General features: G+C 66.2%; 21 protein-coding genes. 6 read left to right on the top strand and 15 right to left on the bottom strand.

The genetic code is table 11. The features are described 5' to 3' along the window. Window positions 1-98: 98 nt before the first annotated feature. The 5 genes from AC07NT_RS16025 to ruvC are packed head-to-tail and all read left to right on the top strand — an operon-like array spanning window position 99 to window position 4,935. Complete coding sequence (locus AC07NT_RS16025) at window positions 99-686, top strand: YqiA/YcfP family alpha/beta fold hydrolase (RefSeq protein ID WP_498600213.1); 588 nt, start codon at window positions 99-101, stop codon at window positions 684-686. 41 nt (window positions 687-727) lie between these two features. Continuing rightward, the gene (locus AC07NT_RS16030) at window positions 728-2,797 is read left to right on the top strand and encodes a ribonuclease catalytic domain-containing protein (protein ID WP_498600136.1); all 2,070 of its coding nucleotides are present in this window, start codon (window positions 728-730) and stop codon (window positions 2,795-2,797) included. Beyond that, window positions 2,794-3,651 (top strand): energy transducer TonB, encoded by an 858-nt coding sequence (locus tag AC07NT_RS16035; protein ID WP_498600134.1) that lies wholly within the window; start codon window positions 2,794-2,796, stop codon window positions 3,649-3,651. Before AC07NT_RS16030 ends, AC07NT_RS16035 begins: the two co-directional genes overlap by 4 nt. Before the next feature lie 7 nt (window positions 3,652-3,658). Beyond that, window positions 3,659-4,390, top strand: a complete 732-nt coding sequence (mtgA, locus tag AC07NT_RS16040) for a monofunctional biosynthetic peptidoglycan transglycosylase (RefSeq protein WP_498600133.1) — start codon at window positions 3,659-3,661, stop codon at window positions 4,388-4,390. Further along, window positions 4,387-4,935 (top strand): crossover junction endodeoxyribonuclease RuvC, encoded by a 549-nt coding sequence (gene ruvC / locus AC07NT_RS16045; protein WP_498600131.1) that lies wholly within the window; start codon window positions 4,387-4,389, stop codon window positions 4,933-4,935. The genes mtgA and ruvC overlap by 4 nt, the downstream gene beginning before the upstream one ends. A gap of 12 nt (window positions 4,936-4,947) precedes the next feature. Here ruvC and AC07NT_RS16050 read toward each other — a convergent pair whose 3' ends face one another. Then, a complete protein-coding gene (locus AC07NT_RS16050; RefSeq protein ID WP_498600130.1) occupies window positions 4,948-6,816 on the bottom strand; it encodes a YhgE/Pip domain-containing protein in 1,869 nt (622 codons plus the stop codon). Between the two features lie 51 nt (window positions 6,817-6,867). Beyond that, the gene (locus AC07NT_RS16055) at window positions 6,868-7,881 is read right to left on the bottom strand and encodes an extracellular catalytic domain type 1 short-chain-length polyhydroxyalkanoate depolymerase (RefSeq protein ID WP_498600128.1); all 1,014 of its coding nucleotides are present in this window, start codon (window positions 7,879-7,881) and stop codon (window positions 6,868-6,870) included. Between the two features lie 99 nt (window positions 7,882-7,980). On the opposite strand from AC07NT_RS16055, the gene AC07NT_RS16060 reads away from it, so the two are divergent. Next, a complete protein-coding gene (locus AC07NT_RS16060; RefSeq protein ID WP_498600126.1) occupies window positions 7,981-8,298 on the top strand; it encodes a hypothetical protein in 318 nt (105 codons plus the stop codon). Between the two features lie 16 nt (window positions 8,299-8,314). Here the strand turns inward: AC07NT_RS16060 and AC07NT_RS16065 are convergent, their stop codons facing one another. From AC07NT_RS16065 to murD, 13 genes are all read right to left on the bottom strand, one after another. Continuing rightward, a complete protein-coding gene (locus tag AC07NT_RS16065) occupies window positions 8,315-8,491 on the bottom strand; it encodes a hypothetical protein (protein WP_498600124.1) in 177 nt (58 codons plus the stop codon). A gap of 30 nt (window positions 8,492-8,521) precedes the next feature. After that, window positions 8,522-9,445 (bottom strand): UDP-3-O-acyl-N-acetylglucosamine deacetylase, encoded by a 924-nt coding sequence (gene lpxC, locus AC07NT_RS16070; protein WP_498600123.1) that lies wholly within the window; start codon window positions 9,443-9,445, stop codon window positions 8,522-8,524. Window positions 9,446-9,455: 10 nt separating this feature from the next. Continuing rightward, the gene (locus AC07NT_RS16075; RefSeq protein ID WP_498600121.1) at window positions 9,456-11,774 is read right to left on the bottom strand and encodes a putative bifunctional diguanylate cyclase/phosphodiesterase; all 2,319 of its coding nucleotides are present in this window, start codon (window positions 11,772-11,774) and stop codon (window positions 9,456-9,458) included. After that, window positions 11,771-12,373, bottom strand: a complete 603-nt coding sequence (locus AC07NT_RS16080; RefSeq protein WP_498600120.1) for a methylamine utilization protein — start codon at window positions 12,371-12,373, stop codon at window positions 11,771-11,773. The genes AC07NT_RS16075 and AC07NT_RS16080 overlap by 4 nt, the downstream gene beginning before the upstream one ends. 4 nt (window positions 12,374-12,377) lie before the next feature. After that, window positions 12,378-13,256 carry a DUF4394 domain-containing protein gene (locus AC07NT_RS16085; RefSeq protein ID WP_498600118.1) on the bottom strand — a complete coding sequence of 293 codons (879 nt, stop codon included), beginning with the start codon at window positions 13,254-13,256 and terminating at the stop codon, window positions 12,378-12,380. A gap of 134 nt (window positions 13,257-13,390) precedes the next feature. Continuing rightward, entirely contained in the window at window positions 13,391-14,638 is a 1,248-nt protein-coding gene (ftsZ, locus tag AC07NT_RS16090) for a cell division protein FtsZ (protein ID WP_498600116.1), read from the bottom strand. Between the two features lie 139 nt (window positions 14,639-14,777). After that, complete coding sequence (ftsA, locus tag AC07NT_RS16095; RefSeq protein ID WP_498600114.1) at window positions 14,778-16,007, bottom strand: cell division protein FtsA; 1,230 nt, start codon at window positions 16,005-16,007, stop codon at window positions 14,778-14,780. A 26-nt stretch (window positions 16,008-16,033) separates the two neighbouring features. Beyond that, a complete protein-coding gene (locus AC07NT_RS16100) occupies window positions 16,034-16,825 on the bottom strand; it encodes a cell division protein FtsQ/DivIB (RefSeq protein WP_498600112.1) in 792 nt (263 codons plus the stop codon). After that, on the bottom strand, window positions 16,822-17,778 hold the full coding sequence (locus AC07NT_RS16105; RefSeq protein WP_498600110.1) for a D-alanine--D-alanine ligase: 957 nt from the start codon (window positions 17,776-17,778) through the stop codon (window positions 16,822-16,824). Before AC07NT_RS16105 ends, AC07NT_RS16100 begins: the two co-directional genes overlap by 4 nt. Beyond that, window positions 17,775-19,184 carry a UDP-N-acetylmuramate--L-alanine ligase gene (gene murC, locus AC07NT_RS16110; RefSeq protein ID WP_498600109.1) on the bottom strand — a complete coding sequence of 470 codons (1,410 nt, stop codon included), beginning with the start codon at window positions 19,182-19,184 and terminating at the stop codon, window positions 17,775-17,777. The genes AC07NT_RS16105 and murC overlap by 4 nt, the downstream gene beginning before the upstream one ends. Beyond that, window positions 19,181-20,242, bottom strand: coding sequence for an undecaprenyldiphospho-muramoylpentapeptide beta-N-acetylglucosaminyltransferase (gene murG, locus AC07NT_RS16115; RefSeq protein WP_498600107.1), 1,062 nt, complete (start codon window positions 20,240-20,242; stop codon window positions 19,181-19,183). Before murG ends, murC begins: the two co-directional genes overlap by 4 nt. Then, the gene (gene ftsW / locus AC07NT_RS16120) at window positions 20,239-21,489 is read right to left on the bottom strand and encodes a putative lipid II flippase FtsW (RefSeq protein WP_498600105.1); all 1,251 of its coding nucleotides are present in this window, start codon (window positions 21,487-21,489) and stop codon (window positions 20,239-20,241) included. Before ftsW ends, murG begins: the two co-directional genes overlap by 4 nt. Beyond that, on the bottom strand, window positions 21,486-22,988 hold the full coding sequence (gene murD / locus AC07NT_RS16125) for a UDP-N-acetylmuramoyl-L-alanine--D-glutamate ligase (RefSeq protein WP_498600211.1): 1,503 nt from the start codon (window positions 22,986-22,988) through the stop codon (window positions 21,486-21,488). Before murD ends, ftsW begins: the two co-directional genes overlap by 4 nt. Window positions 22,989-23,018: the final 30 nt, after the last annotated feature.

Below are 23,018 nucleotides of genomic sequence, written 5' to 3' on the forward strand. Positions count from 1 at the left end.
GCCGCTGCCACCCTCACTGCCCACGGCACCACCTCCCATGAACATGGGAGGCGTCCCAACCTTTACGATCGGGCGTGACTTCTGCACGCCCCGCCCCCATGCCCACCACCCATCTCCTCTATCTGCACGGCTTTCGCTCCTCCCCGCGTTCGACCAAAGCCCAACTGGTGCAAACGCGCATGGCACAGGAGCACCCGGGCGTGACACTCTGGTGTCCGCAGCTGCCGCCCTCGCCCCGCGAGGCCATGGAGGGTGTGATGCGCGGCATCTCGGCCTGGCCGCGCGAGCACATGGCGGTCATCGGCTCGTCCCTGGGTGGCTTTTACGCCAGCTGGGTGGCCGAATCGACCGGTTGCCGCGCCGTCGTGCTCAACCCGGCGGTCTTTCCTGCGCGCGACCTGGCGCAGTACATCGGCGAACACGCCAGTTGGCACGACCCGCAGGAAAAATTCTTTTTCCACCCCGAATACGTCGAGGAACTGCGTGCCCTGGAGATCACAGCCATCAGCCGGCCCGAACGCTATTACGCCTTGATCGCCAAGGGCGACGAGGTACTGGACTGGCGGGAAATGAGCGCCCACTACCGGGGCACGCATGGGCACTTGCTGGAAGGCAGTGACCACGCGATCAGCGAGTTCCCCGGACATCTGGACGACGTGCTGGCCTTTCTCGACCTGGCCACCTGAGCGCCCCGGCCCGAAGAGGGCGGCATGGGACAATCGCCCCCATGTTTGCATTGTTTGATGAAGCCGGGAAATTCCTGGCCGGGCGCATCCTTTCCGAAACCGAGGCCTCGCTCCAGGTAGAGCTGGATTCCGGCAAGCGCGTCAAGGTGAAAGCAGCCAATGTGCTGCTCAAGTTCGAAAAACCCGCTCCCGCCGAGTTGTTGGCCGGCGCGCAGACCCTGAGCGCCTCCATCGAGCTGGACCTGGCCTGGGAATTCGCCCCCGAGGACGATTTCGGTTTTGCCGACCTGGCTGCCGTCTATTTCCAGGACCCACCCACCCTGCCGCAGCAGGCCGGCACCCTGCTGCGTCTGCACGAGGCACCGCACTACTTCCGCCGCGCCGGCAAAGGCCGCTACAAGAAGGCCCCGATCGAGATCATCCAGCAGGCCCTGGCCGCCATCGAGAAGAAGCGCCTGCTGCAGATCCAGATCGCCGAATGGGCCACCGAGCTCGGACGCGGAGTGTGTCCGCAACCGATCCGCGAGCAGCTCTACAAGATCCTCTTCAAGCCCGACAAGAACGCGCCCGAGTACAAGGCCGTGGTCGAGGCCTCACGGGCCACCCATCTGGCCCCGCTGGACCTGCTGCAGAAAGCCGGCGCCATCGATTCACCCTACCAGTTCCACTGGCGCCGCTTCCTGTTCGAGAACTTCCCCAAGGGCTACGGCTTCCCGGTCCTGGTGGCGCCAGAGATCAAGGATGAGCTGCCGGTGGCCAGCGTGCAGGCCTACTCCATCGACGACTCGGCCACCACCGAAATCGACGACGCGCTGTCGGTGCAGGGCCTGGGCACGGGCACAGTCACCGTCGGCATCCATATCGCCGCCCCGGGCCTGGCCGTGCAGCGCGGCGACCCCATCGACAACGTGAGCCGAGCACGCCTGTCCACGGTCTACATGCCGGGCTACAAGATCACCATGCTGCCCGATGAAGTGGTGCAGCGCTACACCCTGCAAGAGGGCCGCGCGTGCCCGGCGGTTTCGCTCTACGTGGCTTTCAAGGAAGACTCGCTGGAAGTGCTGGGTCACGACACCCGCCTGGAGCGCGTGCCGATCGCCCACAACCTGCGCCACGACCAGATCGATGGCGTGGTCACCGCTGCCTGGCTGGAAGACCTGTCGTTCAAGCACGCGAACCCTGACCCGGCGCATCTGGGTACCGGCCTGCGCACCGAACTGGCCTTCCTGCACCGCTTGGCCCGCCACCTCAAAGCGCAACGCGAAGTGGTGCGAGGCAAACCCGAGACCTTCAACCGGCCGGACTACACCTTCAGATTGACAGGGAACGACGGCGCGGAACCAGCGGGCAACGAGCAGGTGGCCATCGGCACGCGCAGTCGCGGTGCACCACTGGACCTCATGGTGGCCGAGGCCATGATCCTGGCCAACAGCACCTGGGGCCAGTGGATGGCCGAGCTGGGTGTGCCGGGCATCTACCGCAGTCAGGCCTCCCTGGCCCCCGGCGTGAAGGTGCGCATGGGCACCAAGGCCCTCCCGCATGCCGGCATCGGCGTGAAGAGCTATGCCTGGAGCACCTCGCCGCTACGCCGTTACACGGACCTGGTCAACCAGTGGCAGATCATCGCCTGCGCGCGCCATGGCCGCACCGCCGCGCTGGCCGCCCCCTTCAAGCCCAAGGATGCCGATCTGTTCTCCATCATCTCGGGCTTCGATACCGCTTACGGCGAGTACAACGGCTACCAGGCCACCATCGAACGCTACTGGACGCTGAAATACCTGCAGCAACGCGGCATCACCGAGCTGGAGGCCACGGTGTTCAAGGACAATCTGGCACGCGCTGACACCCTGCCCCTGGTGCTGCCGGTCCTGGGCGCGCAGGGCCTGCCGCGCGGTGCACGCGTGCGCGTGAAGCTGGGCGCCATTGACGAGGTGGCGCTGGACGTCAGCGGCACGGTGCTGGAGCGGCTCGACACCGAGGCCGCACCTGTGGAAGAAGACGATGCGGACGACGGTGAGGCCCTGGCCGCCGGGCCCATTGCCATTGCGGTGGATGTCAACGAATCCAGCGAGCCCGCCGTCGAGGCTTCGGGTGATAATTCCGCCTCGTGAAGCTGCGCAATCTCAGCACCCTGCAACTGGCCCTCGGCATCTCGGTCGCCGTGCATGCGGTGCTGCTGACCGTGCGTTTCGTCGACCCCGAGGCCATCGAGCGCGCGTTCCGCGACACGCCGCTGGAAGTCATCCTGGTCAACGCGCGCGGTAACACCCGCCCGGACAAGGCATTGGCCATTGCCCAGGCCAGCCTGGCCGGCGGTGGTGAAGCCGAGCGCGGCCGCGCCACCAGCCCCCTGCCTTCGACCCAGATCTCCGACAGCGGCGACACGCTGGAAGAAGAATCCCGCAGGAGGATGCAGCAACTGCAGAAGCAGCAGACCATGCTGCTGGCCCAGGTGCGCCAGCAGCTCGCCGCCCTGCCCGTACCCGACCCCAAGCAGGCCAAACTCAGCAACGAACAGGCCGCGCAGGAAGAAAAGCGCCGCCTGTTGCTCAAGCAGCTGGCCGAGATCGAGCGCCGCATCAAGCAGGACAGCCAGAAACCGCGCAAGCGCTACATCGGCCCCTCTACCCGCGAGGAGGCCTACGCCATCTATTACGACCGGCTGCGCCGCGCGATCGAGGACAAGGGCACGGAAAACTTCCCCTCCTCCGGAGGCAAGAAGCTCTACGGGGAGCTGACCATGGTAGTCACGGTGGACCGCCAGGGCCTGCTGGTCTCCACCGAGATCGCCGAGAGTTCGGGCAGCCGCGTGCTGGACCGCCGCGCCGAGGCCATCGCCCGCGCGGCCGCGCCCTTCGGCCGCTTCACGCAGAGCATGCGCAAGGAGGCCGACCAGATCGTGGTGGTCTCGCGCTTCAAGTTCTCGCGCAACGAAACCCTGGAAACGCGCATCAGCGCCCCCTGAAAACGACATGAAAGCCGTGCTGCGCTGGTTCGCTCTGCTGCTGCTTGCCCTGCTGGCACTGCAGCTCTTTTTTGTCGCACGCATCGCGCTGATGACGGTGACCCAACCGCAGTCGACCACTTTCGAGCGCTCCGAGGCCTGGCGCATCCTGAAGGAGAAAGACCAGTTGCGCTGGCGCCAGCAATGGGTGAGCTACGACCAGATTTCCGACCATCTCAAGCGCGCTGTCATCGCCTCGGAGGACGACAGTTTTGCATGGCACGAAGGTGTGGATTGGGATGCCATGGAAAAGGCCTGGCAGAAAAACCTGGCGGCCGAGGAACAGGTCACCAAGCAGGCAGCCAACGGCACGCGCACCGTGCGTGCGCCCAAGATCGTCGGCGGCTCCACCATCACCCAGCAACTGGCCAAGAACCTGCTGCTCTCTGGCGAGCGCACGCTCTTGCGCAAGGGCCAGGAATTCGCACTGGCCTTCCTGCTGGAGAAGCTGCTGAGCAAACAACGCATCCTCGAGATCTACCTCAACCATGTCGAATGGGGTGAGGGTGTCTTCGGCGCCGAAGCCGCAGCCCAACACTATTACCGCAAGCCGGCGGCACGTCTCACGGCCAGCGAAGCAGCACGCCTGGCCGTCATGCTGCCGCGGCCACGCTACTACGAGAAGCTGCCGCACTCCACCTATCTGGCCGATCGTGCCGGCGTCATCAGCGGGCGCCTCTGGCGCGCCGAGCTGCCGTGAGAATCATCGGCATCGACCCCGGCCTGCGCACCACCGGTTTCGGCGTGATCGATGCCGCAGGCCACCAGCTGTCCTACGTGGCTAGCGGCACCATCAGCACCATGCACCTGGCCCAGGGAGCGCTGCCGGCGCGACTGAAAGTGCTGTTCGATGGCATCCGCGAGGTGGTGGCGCGCTACCAGCCGCAATCGGCCGCCGTGGAGATCGTCTTTGTCAACGTGAACCCGCAGTCCACCTTGCTGCTGGGCCAGGCGCGCGGTGCCTGCGTCACGGCGCTGGTTACCGCGGATCTGCCGGTGGCCGAGTACACGGCGCTGCAGATGAAACAGGCCGTGGTCGGTCACGGCCGCGCGCAGAAGGCCCAGGTGCAGGAAATGGTCAAACGCCTGCTCAAACTGCCCGGTCTGCCGGGACCGGATGCGGCCGACGCGCTGGGCATCGCCATCACGCAGGCCCATGCCGGCGCCGCGCTCGCGCAGATCGCCAGAGCCTCGGGGCTCACGGGCAAGACCAGCGGCAGCTACCGGGCCGGGCGCAGCCGCTGAAGGCCTGGTTCCTCAGACTTCTACAGCCGGCCGGTAGTCCTTGGCCGATACCGTCTTCCACGGACGCACCAGGCTGCTGAGCAGCAGTGCGCCCAGGCCGATGAGCACGACATCGAGCCACGACGAAAGCCAGCCGTTGTCATAGGCGCCGAACAGGCTGGCACGCAGAGCCTTGATGACCCAGGTGAAAGGCAGCCAGTTGTGCACCGCCTGGAAGAAATCCGCTGTCAATTCGATCGGCATCACCCCACCGCCGGCCGCCAGCTGCAAGGTCAGCAACAGGATGACGATGAGCTTGCCCAGTTCGCCAAAGGCGCGCAGCAGCAAGAGCACGAGCGCCAGAAAAGCCTGCCCCGCGGCCAGCATGATCAACAGGAAACTCGGGACGTCGGGCACGACCACCCCCAGGCCGAAACACAACACCAGCATGGTCAGCACCGTCTGCAGCAGCACCAGCAGCGCTGGCACGGCATAACGCCCCAGACTCTTGGCCAGGGCCGGGGCCGGGGCGTGTTCTTCGCTGATCCGGTGCATATTGAACAGGTAGACCGACATCACCGCCCCCAGCCACAGGGCCATGGCGATCATGTTCGGCGCGAAAGCACTGCCGTTGTTGGGTACGGGGGCCAGCACTTCCAGCGCTGGCTCCACCGAATCGGCCAGGCCGCGCGCGCTGCCGTCGAGCTTGCCCGCGCTGGCCGGCAATGCCGACTCGACCAGCTCGATGCCGCTGCGCAGCTTGGAGGCGGCGCGGACCAGTTCGTCGCCGCTGCGTGCGAAGGCCTCCAGCCGGGCGTCTTCGGGCAGCTGCTCGGCCAGGGCCCGCAGATTGCTGCTCAGCAGCCCCATGCCTTCGGTCAGGCGGGCGGTGCCCTCCTCGATCCGGGTGGCTCCGCGCGCCATCCGCGCGTTGGCATCGAGCGCGACACCCAGGCCATCCCTCAGCTGCTTTCCGCCATCCGCCAGTTCACCGGCGCTCTGCGCGATTTTTTCACCGACAAAGGGCAGGCCCACTGTTTCCTCCTGCAACTGCGCGGCGCCCGCTGTCAGACGGCCTGCACCCAGCTGCAGCTGCTCCAGGCCGGAGCCCATTTCGCGCTGTCGCTGCGCCAGGCGCTGGGTTCCGTTGCGCAGGGTCTTGAGTTCGGCCTCGCTGGGCAAGCGCGGCTCCATGCTGCGGGCACCGGCGCCCACCTGCTTGAACCCCGCCACCAGTTGGGCCGCGACGCCGTTGTAGCGCACCATGCCTTCGCTGTAAGTCTTGGCCCCGGTGCGCAGCTGGGCCATGCCGGCGCGCAGCATGTCCAGGCTCTTGCCCGAACCGTCGGCCGAGACCAGCACCTGCTCCCATCGCTTCTCGTTCAAGGCCTCGTTGACGCGGTGTCCGAGCTCGGCCGCAAAGCGCCTGGCCAGGCCGGAGGCTGCGTAATTGTTGCCCTCGGACAGCACCACCACCACCTTGCCGCCGCCCGGGAGATTCCCGGGCAGCGCACTGGCGCTGAAATCCGGCGGGATGATGACAGCAAAGGCCAGTTGCCCGAGTTTGACGCCCTGACGCGCGTCCTCGCCCCGGTCCATGATCCGGAAACCGAATTCGCCCGAACGCATCAATTCGCTCATCAGCTCGACGCCGACATTGCTGGCCCGCCCCTGGTAGGCAGCACCCGCATCCAGGTTCACGATGCCCACCGGCAGGTCGCTGGTCTTGGCGTTCGGGTCCCAGACGCTGGAGAGGTAGATCAGCGCATAGACCGCCGGCACCAGGGCGATGGCCAGCGCGGCCAGTCCCAGGCGCGGAAAGCGCCGGAACAGCAGCAAGTCAGTGACGATGACGCGCCAGCAGGCCTGGCTCAGTTCCCGGAGGTGTTGTTGTGCTCCCATGGCGCTCATTGTGCGGCTTTCGCCCTTGCGCACAAGTGAAGGCCGCGGTCTTTACCTGGGCTTCACCTGAGCGAAGAACGCCCACATCGCCTCGTTGGCCGAAAGTGCCTGCGAGGGCGCTTCCCCGCGTTTCTTCGTGCCCCCGGGCCAGGAATGGCCACCATTCTGCGTCACGCACAATTGCACCTGCGTCCCGCCCCGGCAGGGCGCATAGACCTCGCACCAGGCGCCCGCCTGGTCCAGTACACGCTGCGGCGTGCGCTGGCAGCCATTGAACGCCACCCAGCGTGCCACGGTGGCTGGCACGGAACGGTAATCGGCCACCAGCGCCTTGTCCACCGAGTCCGGCCCGGCACCGCCTTCATAGAGCACATGGCTGTCGTTACGCGCATGGATGTGCAGCACCGATACAGGCTGCGCCGGCGCACAGCTGCGTGTGTTGTCGGTACCCGCCACCGCGGCAACGGCGCGAATGACATCCGGCATCTCGCAGGCCAGGCGGTAGGCCATCATGGCGCCATTGGACATACCCGTGGCGTAGACACGCTGGCGGTCGATGTTGAGCTGGCCCATGACACGCTCGAGCACAGCGCGGATGAAACCCACGTCATCCACCTCCTCGTCGCGCGCAGCGCCGCAGCAGGCACCCGCGTTCCAGGTCGCGAACATGCCGCCGCGAAAGCGGCTGATGCCATTGGGAAAGACCAGCACCTCCCCGCCCCGCGCCGCATGGCCGAGCTGGCCGTAGTTCTCATCCTTGGCCATGTAGTCCATGCTGCCGCCCCCGCCGTGCAGCGAGACCAGCAGGGGCGCCGGCGTGTCGCTGCGGTAGCCGGCCGGCACGTGCACACGGTACAGGCGTGTGCGCCCGCCGTAGACCAGGCTGTAGCGGTAGTCGCCAGGCGCGGTGATCGCGGCTTCTGACGTCGGTGTTGCCCGGGTTTCGCGAGCGGCACGCTCCTGCTGGCGCTCACGCCAACGCTCCCGCAGGCTCCCGTCCTGGGCGGCCACCCAGCCGGACGCCAACAGGAGACCCAGGAAAATCGACAGAAATTGGGGTTTCATGGCAATCCTTCACGGCCCAAGGCGTCGCCCGCTTGTCACAAATCGTTACACAGGCTAAATTGTGGCCATCAATCAGCGTACTGCACCCAGGACGACCCCATGCTGAAATTCTTCAAATCCGCCCCCAAGCCGGCGCCTGCACCGGCCCGGCCGACCACGGTTGCCAGGCCACGGCCTTCGACCCCCAACTCTTCATCCGCACGCGCAGGCACGCCACCCGTGCCACCGCCCCTGCCGGAAGTGAGCGAGGGCAACCAGGAATCCGATTGGGCCATGTGGGAGGACTCGGTGGCCTTCCAGGACAGCCAGATGCCTTCGGTCTTCAACGAATTCGACGCCGTCAAGACACGCGACGAGGAACCGAAGAAAAGCGGGGGCCCCGATCCTTTTGCCACGGTGCGCAAACGCGGGTCCTAGGGCCCCGCTTCCTGACTCAGGCGATACGCTCCAGGACCAGCACGGCGAAGAATCCGAAAGCGGCGATCAGCGTCCACTTCAGCGTGAGCAGGCCCCAGCGCCGAAAGCGCGCTTGGCCGGTGCCGGCATAAAAGGCGAAACAGACCGCCGAGCCGATCAACAGCAAGAGGATGAGCCAGCGGAACAGCAGCATGGTGTGACGCGTTGCCCGGCGTGCTACGCCTTACCAGGCGCGCGCCGGTTGCGCAAAGCCCTTGGGCGCGAGTTTCTCGTTGTCGAAGGTCACGGCCTCCCAGGCGTCCGTGCGCTGCAGCAGCTCGCGCAGCAGCTTGTTGTTGAGCGCATGGCCAGAACGGAAGGCGCTGTAGGCCGCCAGCAGGGGCTTGCCCAGAATGTAGAGGTCGCCCATGGCGTCGAGGATCTTGTGCTTGACGAACTCGTCGTCGTAGCGCAGGCCGCCGGCATTGAGCACCTTGTAGTCGTCCATCACGATGGCATTGTCCAGCCCGCCGCCCAGGGCCAGGCCGTTGGCGCGCATCATCTCCACGTCCTTGGTAAAACCGAAGGTGCGGGCGCGCGCGATGTCGCGGCTGTAGTTGTGCACGCTCATGTCGAACTCGACACGCTGGCCGGTTGAGTCCACTGCCGGGTGGTCGAAGTCGATCTCGAAGCTGAGCTTGTAGCCGTGGTAAGGGTCCAGGCGCGCCCATTTCTGGTTCAGGCCCTCACCCTCCCGGACCTCGATCGGCTTGGTCACGCGGATGAAATGGCGCGGCGCGCTCTGCAGCTCGACGCCGGCGCTCTGCAGCAGGAACACGAAGGAGGCAGCCGACCCGTCGAGGATGGGCACCTCCTCGGCCGTGATGTCCACGTAGAGGTTGTCGATGCCCAGGCCCGCACAGGCCGACATCAGGTGTTCCACGGTGTGCACCTTGGCACCGCCGTTGGACAGCGTGGAGGCCAGGCGCGTGTCGGTGACGGCCAGGGCCGACATGGGGATGTCCACGGGCTGCGGCAGATCCACGCGCCGGAACACGATGCCGGTGTCGACCTGCGCCGGACGCAGCGTGATCTCCACGCGCTGCCCGCTGTGCAGGCCCACGCCCACGGCGCGGGTCAGGGATTTAAGGGTACGTTGCTGCAGCATAGGCGTGATTTTACTTACTCAGCCATTCCATGAAAGCCGGTGCGGGCATGGGGCGGCTGATGTGGTACCCCTGCACCTCGTCGCAGCCCAGGGCCCGCAGGCGCTCCAGGATGGCTGCGGTCTCGACACCTTCGGCCACCACACTCAGGCCCAGGTTGTGGGCCAGGTCGATGGTGGAGCGCACGATGATGGCGTCGTCGGGGTCGGTCTCCATGCCCATCACGAAGGACTTGTCGATCTTGAGTTCGTCCACGGGCAGGCGCTTGAGATAGGCCAGGGATGAATAGCCAGTCCCAAAGTCATCGATAGACAATTTGAATCCCTGCTCGGACAGGCGGTTGAGCATGGCCTCGGCGCGCTGCGGGTCGTCCATGATGGCGCTCTCGGTGATTTCCAGGCAGAAAGCCGCGGCCGGCACGCCGTGCGCCTCCAGCATGCGCCCCAGGCGCGAACTGAGCTCCAGGTCGAGCAGGTCACGCGTGGACAGGTTGACCGACACACGCAGCCCTGCGGCCTGCGGTGTGGCCAGCAGGCGTGCGGTCTCGTCGAACATCCAGAGCGTGAGTTGACGGATATACCCCGTCTGCTCGGCAAAGGGAATGAACTGCATGGGCGGTACCAGGCCGCGTTGCGGGTGCTCCCAGCGCACCAGGGCCTCGGCGGCGTGGGTCACGCCATCGGCCAGACTCACCTTGGGCTGCAGAAACAGGCGCAACTCACCCTGATCCACGGCGCGCCGCAACTCGGTCAGCAAGGACAGCGTCTGCGTGCTGGCCGAGTCGTACACCGGGTCATACCGCAGCGGCCCTTCGAGCTTGCGCTTGGCCACGTACATGGCGATCTCGGAGCGGCTCAGCAGCGTGTCAACGTCCTGCGCATCGGCCGGCCAGCAGGCGATGCCTATGCCCGCACTCAGGTCCACGGTCTGCTCGGCGATGGCCAACGGCACTTCCAGGCTGCGCGCCACACGCGCGGCCAGCTCGGCAGCCTGCGCCGGGCTGCCCGGCTCAAGCAACAGGGCAAACTCATTGCCTCCGAGGCGCGCTACCACGCCCGAGGCCTCGCCCAGCACCTCGGCCAGCTTGCCGGCCACGGTCTTGAGCAGCTGGTCGCCAAATGCATACCCCAGCACGTCGTTGACGTGCTTGAAGCGGTCCAGGTCCAGGGTGATGATGGCCAGCTCGCCGCCTTCCCCGCTGCGGGCGATGGACTGCTGCACCGATTCACGGAAATTCTCCCGATTGGGCAGGCCGGTCAACCGGTCCCAGTAGGCCAGGTGGCGGATCTCGGCCTGTTGCGCAGCGATGTCCACGCGCATGCGGTCAAAGGAACGTGCCAGGTTGCCGATCTCATCCTTGCGCTCGACGTCTTCCAGCGGCACGCTGTAGTCCCCGCGCGAAAGGCGCTGCGTGGCCACCAGCAGGGAGCGCAGCGGCGTGGCCAGGCGCCGCGCCATCAGGCCGCTGCCCAGGGCGAACAGAAGCACACCGCCCAGGGTGATGACAGCCAGCAGAATCTGCAGATTGCGATAGGGGGCCACCACGTCGTCCATGGAACGCAACAGCAGCACCCGGGTTTCGCCCCCGGTGGCGTTGAGCTTGATCTCGCGCACCAGCAGGGTCGCGCCGCCGGCCTCCAGCTCACGCAACTCGCCCTTCATGGCCTGGAGCGTTTCCAGTGCCTCTGGCGGCAGGGTGCTGACTGGCGCCGCCAGTCGGCCATCAACCTGGCGCACCTGCAACACCAGCTGGACATTGAGCAGGCGCTGCATCTCTTCTGCCAGCGGCGCGCCCACAGGAAAGCCCATCAGCACCCAGCCCACGACCAGGGGCGCGCGCATGGGCACCATGACCAGTTGGTAGGGGCGGCCGCTGACCACCACGATGCGCCCGCCCTGCGCGGGCTCGGCCAGCGCCGGCGCCAGGCCGGCCAGGATGGCGGACAGATCGGCGCCCGGCGTGTCTGCACTGACGGCGCGCACCCGTAAGCCCGTGTCCAGCAGGGCCGTCATGGCCGCGCCGATGCGCTCGCCATGGTTCTCCAGCGCCGAGCTGATGGTGTCCAGGTCGTCGGAACTGACCGCCGAGCGGAAGCCGTAGTCCGCCGCCAGCAGGGCCGCACTCTGGCGCAGCTTCTCGGCGTTCTGGTCCAGCAGGCGCAACCAGACCTTTTCACCGGTATCGAATTCACGTGCGATCTGCATGCGGGCGTTGCGCGCAATGCTGTCGCGCACCACGAAGAAACCCGCCAGCTGCACAAAAAGGAGCAGCAGGAGCGACAGCCCCACCAGCCGGGTGATCAGGCTGCGCCCGTTGAAAGTGAAGTTCATGGCCGCACCCCCGCCATGCGCAGGGTCACGGCCAGCGGGCCTTCGGCCGGGATGGTCACGGCCTGGTCCAGCGCAGGCGCGCCCACGGGCAGGCCGGCATGCCAGCTGCGCAGGCGGTAACTGCCCGCAGGCAATTTGTCCAGGACAAGTTGCCCTTTCTCGGCCGTGCGCCCGAAATAGGGGGTGTCGACGATGACGATCCACCCCACCATCTGGTCGTGGATATTGCAACCCAGCACCGCGATGCCGGGCTGGTCGAACAACACGGGTTTGGTCGGGGTGCCGATGTAGAGCTTGAGCTCGAACTTGCGGACCGGTGAAAAGGAATAGACGTGGTGCCGCACCGTGTCACGGTTGGGGAAATTCACTTCGCTGCCGGTGGTCACCACCAGCACCTGCGGCACGAACTGCTTGCCGGCCTGCCCCATCTCGGCGTTCTCGATCGGGCGCACCTGTCGGCGGGCTTGCGCCGACTCCAGAAACACCACCACGTCGGACAGGGGACGGTCGGAGCCATCACGCGCATCCACCACCAAGCTGCCGGCCCGGGCCGACAGGGCCAGGAACGACAGCAACAGGACGGACAGGCGCGGCGTCACGGTCTCAGGGCTCGATGGCCATGCCGGCCAGAGATTCGCCCTGGCCGATCACCCCGATTTCCGTCGCGCGCCCGCTGGCCAGATCCACCTGGTACAGGCGCGTCTGCGTCTGACCGGCGAGCCGGGCCGCCAGCAGGGCCGTATTGGCAATGTCTGAAATATCGAAATGTGCTTCAGCCAGCGCCCCCGTGCCCAGCAGACCCACGGTGCGCAGCTGGCCTGTGTTGGGCGATACCACCGGCTCGGCCCCTTCGGCCGAGCCCTGCATGAGCAGAGCCCCCAGCGCGCGGTCGATGGCGTAGTTGGTGGTGATCTTCTCGTTGGTTTTGTTGTAGGTGTAGGCCACACCGGACACGTCGGGCGTGCGACCGGCATGGCGATCACCGGCCACAAAGTTCAGGCTGCCATCGAGCTGCAGACCTGCTTGAGCCGGGTTGCCGTCAACCACGGCATTGGTCTCCGGGTGCAGGCGCAGATTCTGTCCACTGCTGCTGACCACGCGGATGCGGTCCACCGTGGGATTGAAGTCGACACCCGTCACGCTGCCCTGCACGGGCCAGGGCTGAGGTGCCGCGGTGGCCACCGGCACCAGTCTGGCCTGCGCCGTGTCGACGGTATAGAGCCGGCCGCTGTCGGCCAGTGCAAAGAGCACACCCCGCGCCACGCGGTAGTCGATGCCACGCAGGTTCTCGCCAGGCATCAGACCGCTGAGCGCGCGGCGCTCCAGCACCTGCCCGGGGCGGTCGGCCTTGAAGCGGATCAACTCGTGTTGCCGGGTCACGGCGTACACCGTTTCTTTTGGCGCACTCGCCGTGCTCACGGCACAGGCCGAGAGCAGCAGAGCCGGGCCCATAGCCAGGGCCAGGAAGAGACGTCGATGCATGGTCATATGTCACTCCTGCGGGTCGAAAAACCAATGCCGCTCCGACATGCAGTCTGCACGCCGAAGCGGCCCGATGATCGATCCTAGACCAAGTTGCGTTGCGCTGCCACCCACGCAGGCGTAAGCCACCTCACTCAATCGGCCTGTTTGCGCAGAAAGGCCGGAATCTCGAAATCGTCCATGCCACCCGACGACAGCGCATCCACCTTGGCCGCGGCCTGGGTACGGTCGCGCGTGCGCCAGACACTGGGCGTGGCCATGGCGTTGTAGTCAGGCTGGGCCACACCGGGGGCCACTGCGGCAGGCGTGCCTGGCAGGGCACCAGGCGTCACGGCATGGTTCAGCGTGGGCACCTGGAAAGGCACGTTATCGGTACCGGTGCGCAACACCTGCAGCGGCGGCGCGGTGCGACGCACGCCCTGGCGCGACAGGCCCGTGGCGACCACGGTGATGCGGATGTTGTCCGCCAGGCTGTCGTCGTAGGCGGTGCCGTAGATCACGTGCGCATCGGAAGACGAATAGGCACGGATGGTGTCCATGGCCAGACGGGACTCCTTGAGCTTGAGCGAGCCCTTGGCTGCGGAGATCAGCACCAGCACACCCTTGGCGCCCGAGAGGTCGATCCCTTCAAGCAGGGGGCAGGCCACGGCCTGCTCGGCGGCGATGCGCGCGCGGTCCGGGCCGCTGGCCACGGCTGTGCCCATCATGGCCTTGCCCGGTTCACCCATGACGGTGCGCACGTCCTCGAAATCGACGTTGATCTCGCCCGGCACGTTGATGATCTCGGCAATGCCACCCACTGCGTTCTTGAGTACGTCGTTGGCATGGGCAAAAGCCGCTTCCTGGCTGATGTCGTCGCCCAGCACCTCCATCAGCTTCTCGTTGAGCACGACGATCAGCGAGTCCACATTGGCTTCCAGCTCGACCAGGCCGGCGTCGGCATTGGTCATGCGACGACCGCCCTCAAAATCGAAAGGCTTGGTCACCACACCCACGGTCAGAATGCCCATCTCCTTGGCCACACGTGCGATCACGGGGGCCGCACCGGTGCCGGTACCGCCGCCCATGCCGGCCGTGATGAAAAGCATATGCGCCCCTTCGATGGCGGCGCGCACATCCGCCACAGCCGCCTCGGCCGCCTCGCGGCCCTTCTCGGGTTTGCTGCCTGCGCCCAGGCCGCTGCCGCCGAGCTGGATGACCTTGTGCGCGCTGCTGCGGCTCAGGGCCTGCGCGTCGGTGTTGGCGCAGATGAACTCTACGCCCTGGACTTCGCGCTCGATCATGTGCTCCACGGCGTTGCCGCCGCCCCCGCCCACGCCGATGACCTTGATCTGGGTGCCCAGATTGAAGGCTGCTTCTTCAAACATTTCGATGCCGTCCATGGTGTTTCTCCTTAATTGCAATTGCCTTGGTGTCTCTACTTGATGTCTTGCTGAACGCTCAGCCCGGCGGTCCCGTGCACCGCCGTCGCTGATGGGGACTCCCCCTTGCCAACCAGAGCCTGTGTTTCATGTTGAGCGCCTAAAAATTCCCGATGAACCAGTCTTTGACGCGCCCCATGGCGTTTTTCATCGAGCCATGTTTCTGCGCTACCTTGTAACCACGCAGACGCGCCATGCGCGCTTCCTCGAGCAGGCCCATGACGGTGGCCGCGCGCGGCTGGCCCACCATGTCGGACAGGGCACCGCTGTACTTGGGCAGGCCGCGGCGCACGGGCTTGAGGAAGATGTCCTCGCCCAGTTCGATCATGCCGGGCATGATGGAGCTGCCGCCGGTCAGCACAATGCCCGAGGACAGCACTTCCTCGCAGCCCGAGTCGCGCAGCACCTGCTGCACCAGCGAAAAGATTTCCTCGATGCGCGGTTCGATCACGCCGGCCAGGGCCTGGCGACTCAGCATGCGGGGGCCGCGATCGCCCAGGCCCGGCACTTCGACCTGGATGTCCGGGTCGGCCAGCAACTGCTTGGCAAAACCGCTTTCGACCTTGATGTCCTCGGCGTCCTTGGTCGGCGTGCGCAGGGCCATGGCGATGTCGCTGGTGATCAGGTCGCCTGCGATCGGGATCACCGAGGTGTAGCGGATCGCGCCGCCTGTGAACACCGCGACGTCGGTGGTGCCAGCGCCGATGTCCACGCAGGCCACACCCAGTTCCTTCTCGTCGTCGGTCAGCACCGACAGGCTGGAGGCCAGGGGATTGAGCATGAGCTGCTCCACTTCCAGCCCGCAGCGGCGCACGCACTTGATGATGTTCTCGGCTGCGCTTTGCGCCCCGGTCACGATGTGCACCTTCGCCTCCAGGCGGATGCCGCTCATGCCGATGGGTTCGCGCACATCCTGTCCGTCGATGATGAATTCCTGCGGCTCCACCAGCAGCAGGCGCTGGTCGGTCGAGATATTGATGGCCTTGGCCGTCTCCACCACGCGCGCCACGTCGGCGCCGCTGACCTCGCGGTCCTTCACGGCCACCATGCCACTGGAGTTGATGCCGCGGATATGGCTGCCCGTGATGCCGGTGTAGACGCGGGTGATCTTGCAGTCGGCCATCAGCTCGGCCTCTTTCAGCGCTTGCTGGATGCTGTGCACGGTGGCGTCGATGTTCACCACCACGCCACGTTTGAGCCCGTTGCTCGGCGCCACCCCGAGGCCGGCGAGCTTGAGCTCACCGCCGGGCAGCACCTCGGCCACCACCACCATCACCTTGGCGGTGCCGATGTCGAGTCCGACGACCAGATCCTTGTACTCTTTTGCCATGTCGTGGTCCTGCTGTGTCCTTGTTCCTAGTTCTTCCTGGATGCGGCCTGCGCCGACACCGTGCTCACACCGCGCAGCCGCAGCGCATAGCCTTGTCCATAGCGCAGATCGGCACCTTCCAGCGCATCCAGCTTGCGACCGTGGTGGGCCGCCACCTGCGCCACCGTGCCGAGAAACTGCCGCGCCCGCGCAGTGAGCTCAGGCACCCCACCGCTGCCCAGCTCGATGGCTGCGCCGCTGGTCAGCTGCAGCTGCCAGTTGCCGCGGCCACTCAGCACGAGTTGCTCGATGGACAGATCCAGCGCCTCGAACAGGGGCTGCAGTTCGCGGTACATGGCCAGCACCTGGGCCGACTGCTCCACCGGGCCGTCCAGGCGCGGCAGTTCGTCCTGCTCGATCTCGCCCAGATTCGCTTCAAACACTTCGCCATGGCTGTTGACCAGGGTCGACTCACCCTCCTCGCCCCAATAGGCCACGGCCTGGTGCTCCTGCAGGATCACGCGCAGACGGTTGGGAAACTCGCGCTGCACCACGGCACGGCGCACCCAGGGCACCGTCTCGAAGGCGTGCCTCACGGCATTCAGGTCGACGGTGAGGAAGGTTCCCTTGAGCTGCGAACCCACGTGCGCGCGCAGCGTCAGCGCACTGGTGTGGCTGATGTCGCCCAGCACGGTCAGCCCCCGGATCGCGAACACCGGGTGCTGCATCAACCAGCGCCCGCCCGTGCCCAGCGCCAGCAGCATGAAACCCAGCAGCAGCAGATTGGCCGTGAAGTTCATGAGCTTGACGTCGAGGGGAACGGGCAGGCTGGGGTTCATGCGTGCGTGCCTCCATGGTCCAGTGCGGCCGCCTGCAGCAGCAACACGCAGAGGTCTTCGTAGCTGATGCCCGCGGCCTTGGCCGACATGGGCACCAGCGAGTGCCCGGTCATGCCGGGTGAGGTGTTGATCTCCAGCAGATAAGGCTTGCGCGTACGGGCGTCAATCATCACATCGGCGCGGGCCCAGCCGCGGCAGCCCAGCACCTGGTAGGCGCGCAGCACGATCTGCTGGATCTGCTCCTCCTCGCCCGTGGGCAGGCCACAGGGCACCAGGTATTTCGTATCGTCGGTAAAGTACTTATTCTGGTAGTCGTAATTGCCATCGGGCGCCACGATGCGGATCACCGGCAAGGCACGCGCTTCAGGGCCGCTGCCCAGCACGGGCACCGTGACCTCTTCGCCGCTGATGAACTGCTCGCACAGCACCTGTTCGTCGACCTGCGCCGCCTGGGCATAGGCGGTCTCGCAATCGTCCACCGTCATGACCTTGCTCAGGCCGATGGACGAACCCTCGCGCGCGGGCTTGACGATCATGGGTGCGCCGAGCGCGGAGAAGGCAGCCCGGGTGGCGTCGGCACTGGCCACCTTGCGCCATTGCGGCGTGGGCAGGCCCTCGGCCAGCCAGATGCGCTTGGTCATGACCTTGTCGATGGCGATGCTCGAAGCCATCACGCCCGAACCGGTGTAGGGGATGCCCAGCAATTCGAGTGCGCCCTGCACGGTACCGTCCTCGCCGAAGCGGCCGTGCAGCGCAATGAAGCAGCGCGCAAACCCTTCGCGCTTGAGCTCACCAAGATCTCGTACCGAAGGATCGAAGGCGTGGGCATCCACCCCGCGCGACAGCAGTGCCTTGAGCACACCCGTACCCGACATGATCGAAATGTCGCGCTCGGCGGACGAGCCGCCCATCAACACAGCCACTTTTCCCAGATTCACAGCGTCCTTGCTCACTTCTTTCCCATCCCCTGCAGTTCAACCACCTTGGCCGGCACGCCACCGATGGAACCCGCGCCCATGCACATCACCACGTCACCAGCCTGCGCGTTGTCCAGGATGGCCTGCGGCATGGCGGTGATGTCGTCCACGAACACCGGCTCCAATTTGCCGGCCACGCGCAGCGCGCGCGCCAGGCTGCGACCGTCGGCCGCTACGATGGGCGCCTCGCCCGCGGCGTAGACCTCGGCCAGCAGCACGGCGTCGGCCTCGCCGATGACCTTGACGAAATCCTCGAAACAGTCGCGCGTGCGTGTGTAGCGGTGCGGCTGGAAGGACAGCACCAGGCGCCGCCCGGGAAAGGCGCCGCGCGCCGCGGCGAGCGTGGCCGCCATCTCCACCGGGTGGTGGCCGTAGTCATCGATCAGCGTGAACGTGCCGCCGTCTCTGGCCTTCACCTCGCCGTAACGCTGGAAGCGACGGCCCACGCCCTTGAATTCGGCCAGGGCCTTGAGCAGCGCGGCGTCCGCGATGTCCAGTTCGGCCGCCACGGCAATCGCCGACAGGGCGTTGAGCACGTTGTGTCGGCCCGGCAGGTTGAGCACCACATCCATGTCCGGCAGCACCACGCCGTTGCGTCTTTGCACGGTGAAGTGCATTTGCCCGGCCACGGCCCGCACGTTCACCGCGCGCACCTGGGCCTGTTCGTTAAAACCGTAGCTGGTGATGGGACAGTTGACCTCGGGCAGGATCTCGCGCACTGCCGCGTCATCGGTGCAGAGGATGGCCGTCCCGTAGAAAGGCATGCGATGCAGGAAATCGACAAAGGCTTTTTTGAGGTTGCCGAAATCGTGCCCGTAGGTTTCCATGTGGTCGGCGTCGATATTGGTCACGACGGCCATCACCGGCAGCAGGTTCAGGAAAGAGGCGTCCGACTCGTCGGCCTCGACCACGATGTAGTCGCCGCTGCCCAGCCGCGCATTGGCGCCAGCACTGTTCAGGCGCCCGCCGATCACGAAGGTCGGGTCCAGCCCAGCCTCGGCCAGCACGCTAGCCACCAGGCTGGTGGTGGTCGTCTTGCCATGGGTGCCCGCGATGGCAATGCCTTGCTTGAGCCGCATGAGCTCGGCCAGCATGACGGCGCGCGGCACGATGGGGATGCGCTTCTCGCGTGCGGCCAGCACTTCCGGGTTGTCGGGCTTGACGGCCGTGGACGTGACCACGGCATCGGCGCCGATGATGTTGCCCGGTGCGTGGCCCACACAGGTCTTGATGCCCAGTCCGCCCAGGCGCTTGAGCGTGGCACTGTCGCTGAGGTCCGAGCCCGAGATCGTGTAGCCCAGGTTGTGCAGCACCTCGGCGATACCGGACATGCCCGAGCCGCCCAGGCCTACGAAGTGGATGTGTTTGATCGCATGTTTCATCGTGCGAGCTCCTCACACGCCGCCACCACCTGGCCGGTGGCATCGGTCTTGGCCAGCTTCTGTGCCTGCTGCGCCCACTGCAGCAGGGTGCCGCGGTCTGTGGCCTGCAGCAGGTCGGCGAGTCGTTCCGGAGTCATGTCTTTCTGGGATAGCAGCAGGCCCGCGCCTTGGTCCACCAGGAAACGGGCGTTGGTGGTCTGGTGGTCGTCGACCGCCGCGGGGAAGGGTACAAACACCGCGGCGGCGCCGATGGCGGCGATCTCGGTCACGGTACTGGCACCGGCGCGGCAGAGGATGAGGTCGGCCGCAGCGAAGGCGGAAGCCGTGTCATCGATGAAAGGCGTGAGTTCGGCCTGTACACCGGCGGCCGCGTAGCCTGCGCGCAAGGCGTCGATCTGTGTGGCACCGCTCTGGTGAATCACCTGCGGACGTCGCTCGGCCGGGATCAGCGCAAGCGCGCGCGGCACGGTGTCATTCAGGGCGCGAGCACCCAGGCTGCCGCCCACCACCAGCAGGCGCAAGGGCCCACTGCGGCCAGCAAACCGCGTAGCGGGTGCAGGCTGCTGCAGGAACGCTGCACGCAGAGGATTGCCCACCCACTGAGCCTTCTTGATCGCACCGGGGAAGGCGGTGTACACGCGGTCGGCCACACCGGCCAGCACCTTGTTGGCCATGCCCGCAACCGAGTTCTGCTCGTGCAGTACCAGAGGCTTGCCTAACAGGACGCCCATCATGCCGGCCGGGAAGGTGATGTAGCCACCCAGACCCAGCACCACATCGGGTTTCACTTTGCGCACCACCTGGATGCTCTGCCAGAAGGCCTTGAGCAGGCGCAGTGGCAGCAGGGCCAGTGTGAGCGGGCCCTTGCCACGCACGCCGCCGAAATCGATGCTCTCGAAAGCGAAACCGCGCGGCGGCACGAGCCGGCCCTCCATGCCGCTCTGGTTGCCCAGCCAGTGCACGCGCCAGCCGCGTTCACGCAGGGCCTCGGCCACGGCCAGGCCCGGGAAGATGTGCCCCCCCGTACCGCCGGCCATCACAAGAGCGCACTTGCTCATGAGCGCCCTCCGTGCATGAGTTGTCTGTTCTCGTAGTCGATACGTAGCACGATGGCAACCGCCACCATGTTCATCAGAATGGCCGAGCCCCCATAACTCATGAAGGGCAGGGTCAGACCTTTGGTCGGCAGGGCGCCCAGGTTCACACCCATGTTGATGAAGGCCTGGAAGCCCATCCACACGCCCACGCCCTGGGCCACGAGGCCCGCGAAGACGCGGTCCAGCGCGATGGCCTGGCGGCCGATGTGCATGACACGGCGGGTCAGCCAGAAGAAAAGTGCGACGATGGTCAGCACCCCCAGCAGACCGAACTCCTCGCCGATCACGGCCAGCAGGAAGTCGGTGTGGGCCTCGGGTAGCCAGTGCAGCTTCTCGACGCTGCCACCCAGGCCCACGCCGAAGATCTGGCCACGCCCGAAGGCGATCAGCGAGTGCGAGAGCTGGTAACCCTTGCCCAGGGTATGGCGTTCGTCCCAGGGGTTGAGGTAGGCAAAGATACGCTCGCGCCGCCATTCGCTGAGCGCGATCATCAGCACGAAAGCCACCAGCAGGATGGCGGCGATCAGGAAGAACATGCGGGCATTGACCCCACCCAGGAAAAGGATGCCCATGGCGATGACCGCGATCACCATGAAGGCGCCCATATCGGGCTCGGCCAGCAGCAGCACCCCGATGAGCGCCACCGCGGCTCCCATGGGGGCGACGGCACGGAAGAAATGCTCCTTCACGTCCATCTTGCGCACCATGTAGTCGGCCGCGTAGAGCAACACGGCCAGCTTGGCGAGCTCCGACGGCTGGAAGTTCATCACCCCCAGTGAGATCCAGCGCCGTGCGCCGTTCACGCCCTTGCCGATACCGGGGATCAGCACGGCCACCAACAGGGCGAAGGCGATCAGCAGCAGCACGGGCGCCATCTTTTCCCATTTCGCCATGGGAATCTGGAAAGCGATCAGCGCCACCACAAAGGCCACCACCAGCGAGAGCAGGTGGCGGCTGAGGAAATGCGTGTGGGCATAACGGCCGAATTTCGGATTGTCGGGCAGCGCGATGGAGGCCGAATAGACCATCACCAGGCCCCAGGCCAGCAGGCCGACCACCACCCAGATCAGTGCATGGTCAAAGTCGGACAGGCGCACGGGCTGACTGCTGCCGCGCCCATAGCCCTGTGGCCCCAGACGCACAGGCAGGGCATCGCTCGCCGGTGCAGCGCCGAACCAGCCTCTGATGCGTTGGGCCATGGCTGTCATGCCAAGCCCCCTTCATCTGACAAGGCCCGCACCGCCTCGACAAACACGCGCGCGCGTTCCTCATACCCCTTGAACATGTCGAAACTGGCGCAGGCCGGCGACAGCAGCACGGCATCCGCCGCCTGCGCCTGCTGCTGCGCCAGGGCCACGGCCTGAGGCAAGGTGGTCGCATCGAACAAGGGCACACCTGTGCCCTGCACGGCAGCACGGATGGCCGGCGCGTCCCGTCCGATCAGCACCACGGCTCGCACATAACGCTGCACCGGGGCATACAGGGGGGAAAAATCCTGGCCCTTGCCGTCACCGCCCAGGATGACGACGATGCGCCGCTCCGTGCCCAGACCGGTGAGGGCGGCCACGGTGGCGCCGACATTGGTGCCCTTGCTGTCATCGAAGTACTCGACCTCGTTGACGATGGCCACCGGCTCGACGCGATGGGGCTCGCCGCGGTATTCGCGCAGGCCATACAGCATGGGTCCCAGTGCGCAGCCGGCGGCCTGGGCCAGCGCCAACGCGGCCAGCGCGTTGGTGGCGTTGTGCCGGCCACGGATGCGCAGCGCGTCGGCAGGCATCAGGCGCTGGATGAAGAGTTCCTCCTCTTCACCCTTCTTCCGTTTCTGCGTCTCGTCGGCTTCCTGCGCACGCACCAGCCAGGCCATGCCGTTGACCATCTCGATACCGTAGTCACCCGGGCGCTGCGGCATTTCGGCGCCAAAGCTCAGGTACTCGCGCCACTGTGGTTTTTGCAATTTGACGCGTACCGGCTCGGGCAGCATGGCCATCACCGCAGGGTCGTCCCGGTTGAGCACCAGCAGGCCCTGGCTGCCGAAGATGCGGGCCTTGGCGGCGCCATAGGCTTCCATGTTCCCGTGCCAGTCCAGGTGGTCCTGCGTGAGGTTCAGCACCACGGCGGCGGTAGGTTCAAAGCCCGACACGCCATCGAGCTGGAAACTTGAGAGCTCCAGCACCCAGACTTCGGGCAGGGTGCCGGCATCGATGTGCCGGGCCAGCACGTCGAGCATGTTGGGGCCGATATTGCCGGCCACCGCCACGGACTTTTCAGCATGGTCCACCAGCTGGCCCGTGAGCGAGGTCACGGTCGTCTTGCCGTTGGTGCCGGTGATGGCCAGCACCTTGGGGGCATAGGCCCGCTCGGCCTGCAAGTCACGCAAGGCCCTTGCAAACAGATCCAGTTCACCACCCACCCACAGACCCATGGCTTGCGCAGCCGACCAGACCGGTGCCACCATGGCCGGCGACAGACCCGGGCTCTTGAAGACCGCGCGGATGTCCTGCCCTTCGACCAGGCCGGCCTCGAAAGCGCCCGAACGGAAGACCACCTGCGGCAACTCGGCCTGCAGCTGGGCCAGCTGGGGCGGTGCTTCACGCGTATCGGTCACCGTCACACGGGCGCCCTGGCGCACGCACCAGCGGACCATCGCCAGGCCCGACGCTCCCAGGCCGAGCACGAGCACGTGCTGGCCTTGCAGCGGCGACACCACGGGCTCGCGCACCAGCTCGCTGGCGGG

Source organism: Hylemonella sp. GW821-FHT10B10 (assembly GCF_059415585.1).

Bases quoted from the DNA above. Each gene is read 5' to 3' on its own strand.
- AC07NT_RS16025 (WP_498600213.1), top strand. From the start codon at position 99: ATGCCCACCACCCATCTCCTCTATCTGCACGGCTTTCGCTCCTCCCCG.
- AC07NT_RS16030 (WP_498600136.1), top strand. From the start codon at position 728: ATGTTTGCATTGTTTGATGAAGCCGGGAAATTCCTGGCCGGGCGCATC.
- mtgA (WP_498600133.1), top strand. From the start codon at position 3,659: ATGAAAGCCGTGCTGCGCTGGTTCGCTCTGCTGCTGCTTGCCCTGCTG.
- AC07NT_RS16050 (WP_498600130.1), bottom strand. From the start codon at position 6,816: ATGGGAGCACAACAACACCTCCGGGAACTGAGCCAGGCCTGCTGGCGC.
- AC07NT_RS16055 (WP_498600128.1), bottom strand. From the start codon at position 7,881: ATGAAACCCCAATTTCTGTCGATTTTCCTGGGTCTCCTGTTGGCGTCC.
- AC07NT_RS16060 (WP_498600126.1), top strand. From the start codon at position 7,981: ATGCTGAAATTCTTCAAATCCGCCCCCAAGCCGGCGCCTGCACCGGCC.
- AC07NT_RS16065 (WP_498600124.1), bottom strand. From the start codon at position 8,491: ATGCTGCTGTTCCGCTGGCTCATCCTCTTGCTGTTGATCGGCTCGGCG.
- lpxC (WP_498600123.1), bottom strand. From the start codon at position 9,445: ATGCTGCAGCAACGTACCCTTAAATCCCTGACCCGCGCCGTGGGCGTG.
- AC07NT_RS16075 (WP_498600121.1), bottom strand. From the start codon at position 11,774: ATGAACTTCACTTTCAACGGGCGCAGCCTGATCACCCGGCTGGTGGGG.
- AC07NT_RS16085 (WP_498600118.1), bottom strand. From the start codon at position 13,256: ATGCATCGACGTCTCTTCCTGGCCCTGGCTATGGGCCCGGCTCTGCTG.
- ftsZ (WP_498600116.1), bottom strand. From the start codon at position 14,638: ATGGACGGCATCGAAATGTTTGAAGAAGCAGCCTTCAATCTGGGCACC.
- ftsA (WP_498600114.1), bottom strand. From the start codon at position 16,007: ATGGCAAAAGAGTACAAGGATCTGGTCGTCGGACTCGACATCGGCACC.
- AC07NT_RS16100 (WP_498600112.1), bottom strand. From the start codon at position 16,825: ATGAACCCCAGCCTGCCCGTTCCCCTCGACGTCAAGCTCATGAACTTC.
- murC (WP_498600109.1), bottom strand. From the start codon at position 19,184: ATGAAACATGCGATCAAACACATCCACTTCGTAGGCCTGGGCGGCTCG.
- murG (WP_498600107.1), bottom strand. From the start codon at position 20,242: ATGAGCAAGTGCGCTCTTGTGATGGCCGGCGGTACGGGGGGGCACATC.
- ftsW (WP_498600105.1), bottom strand. From the start codon at position 21,489: ATGACAGCCATGGCCCAACGCATCAGAGGCTGGTTCGGCGCTGCACCG.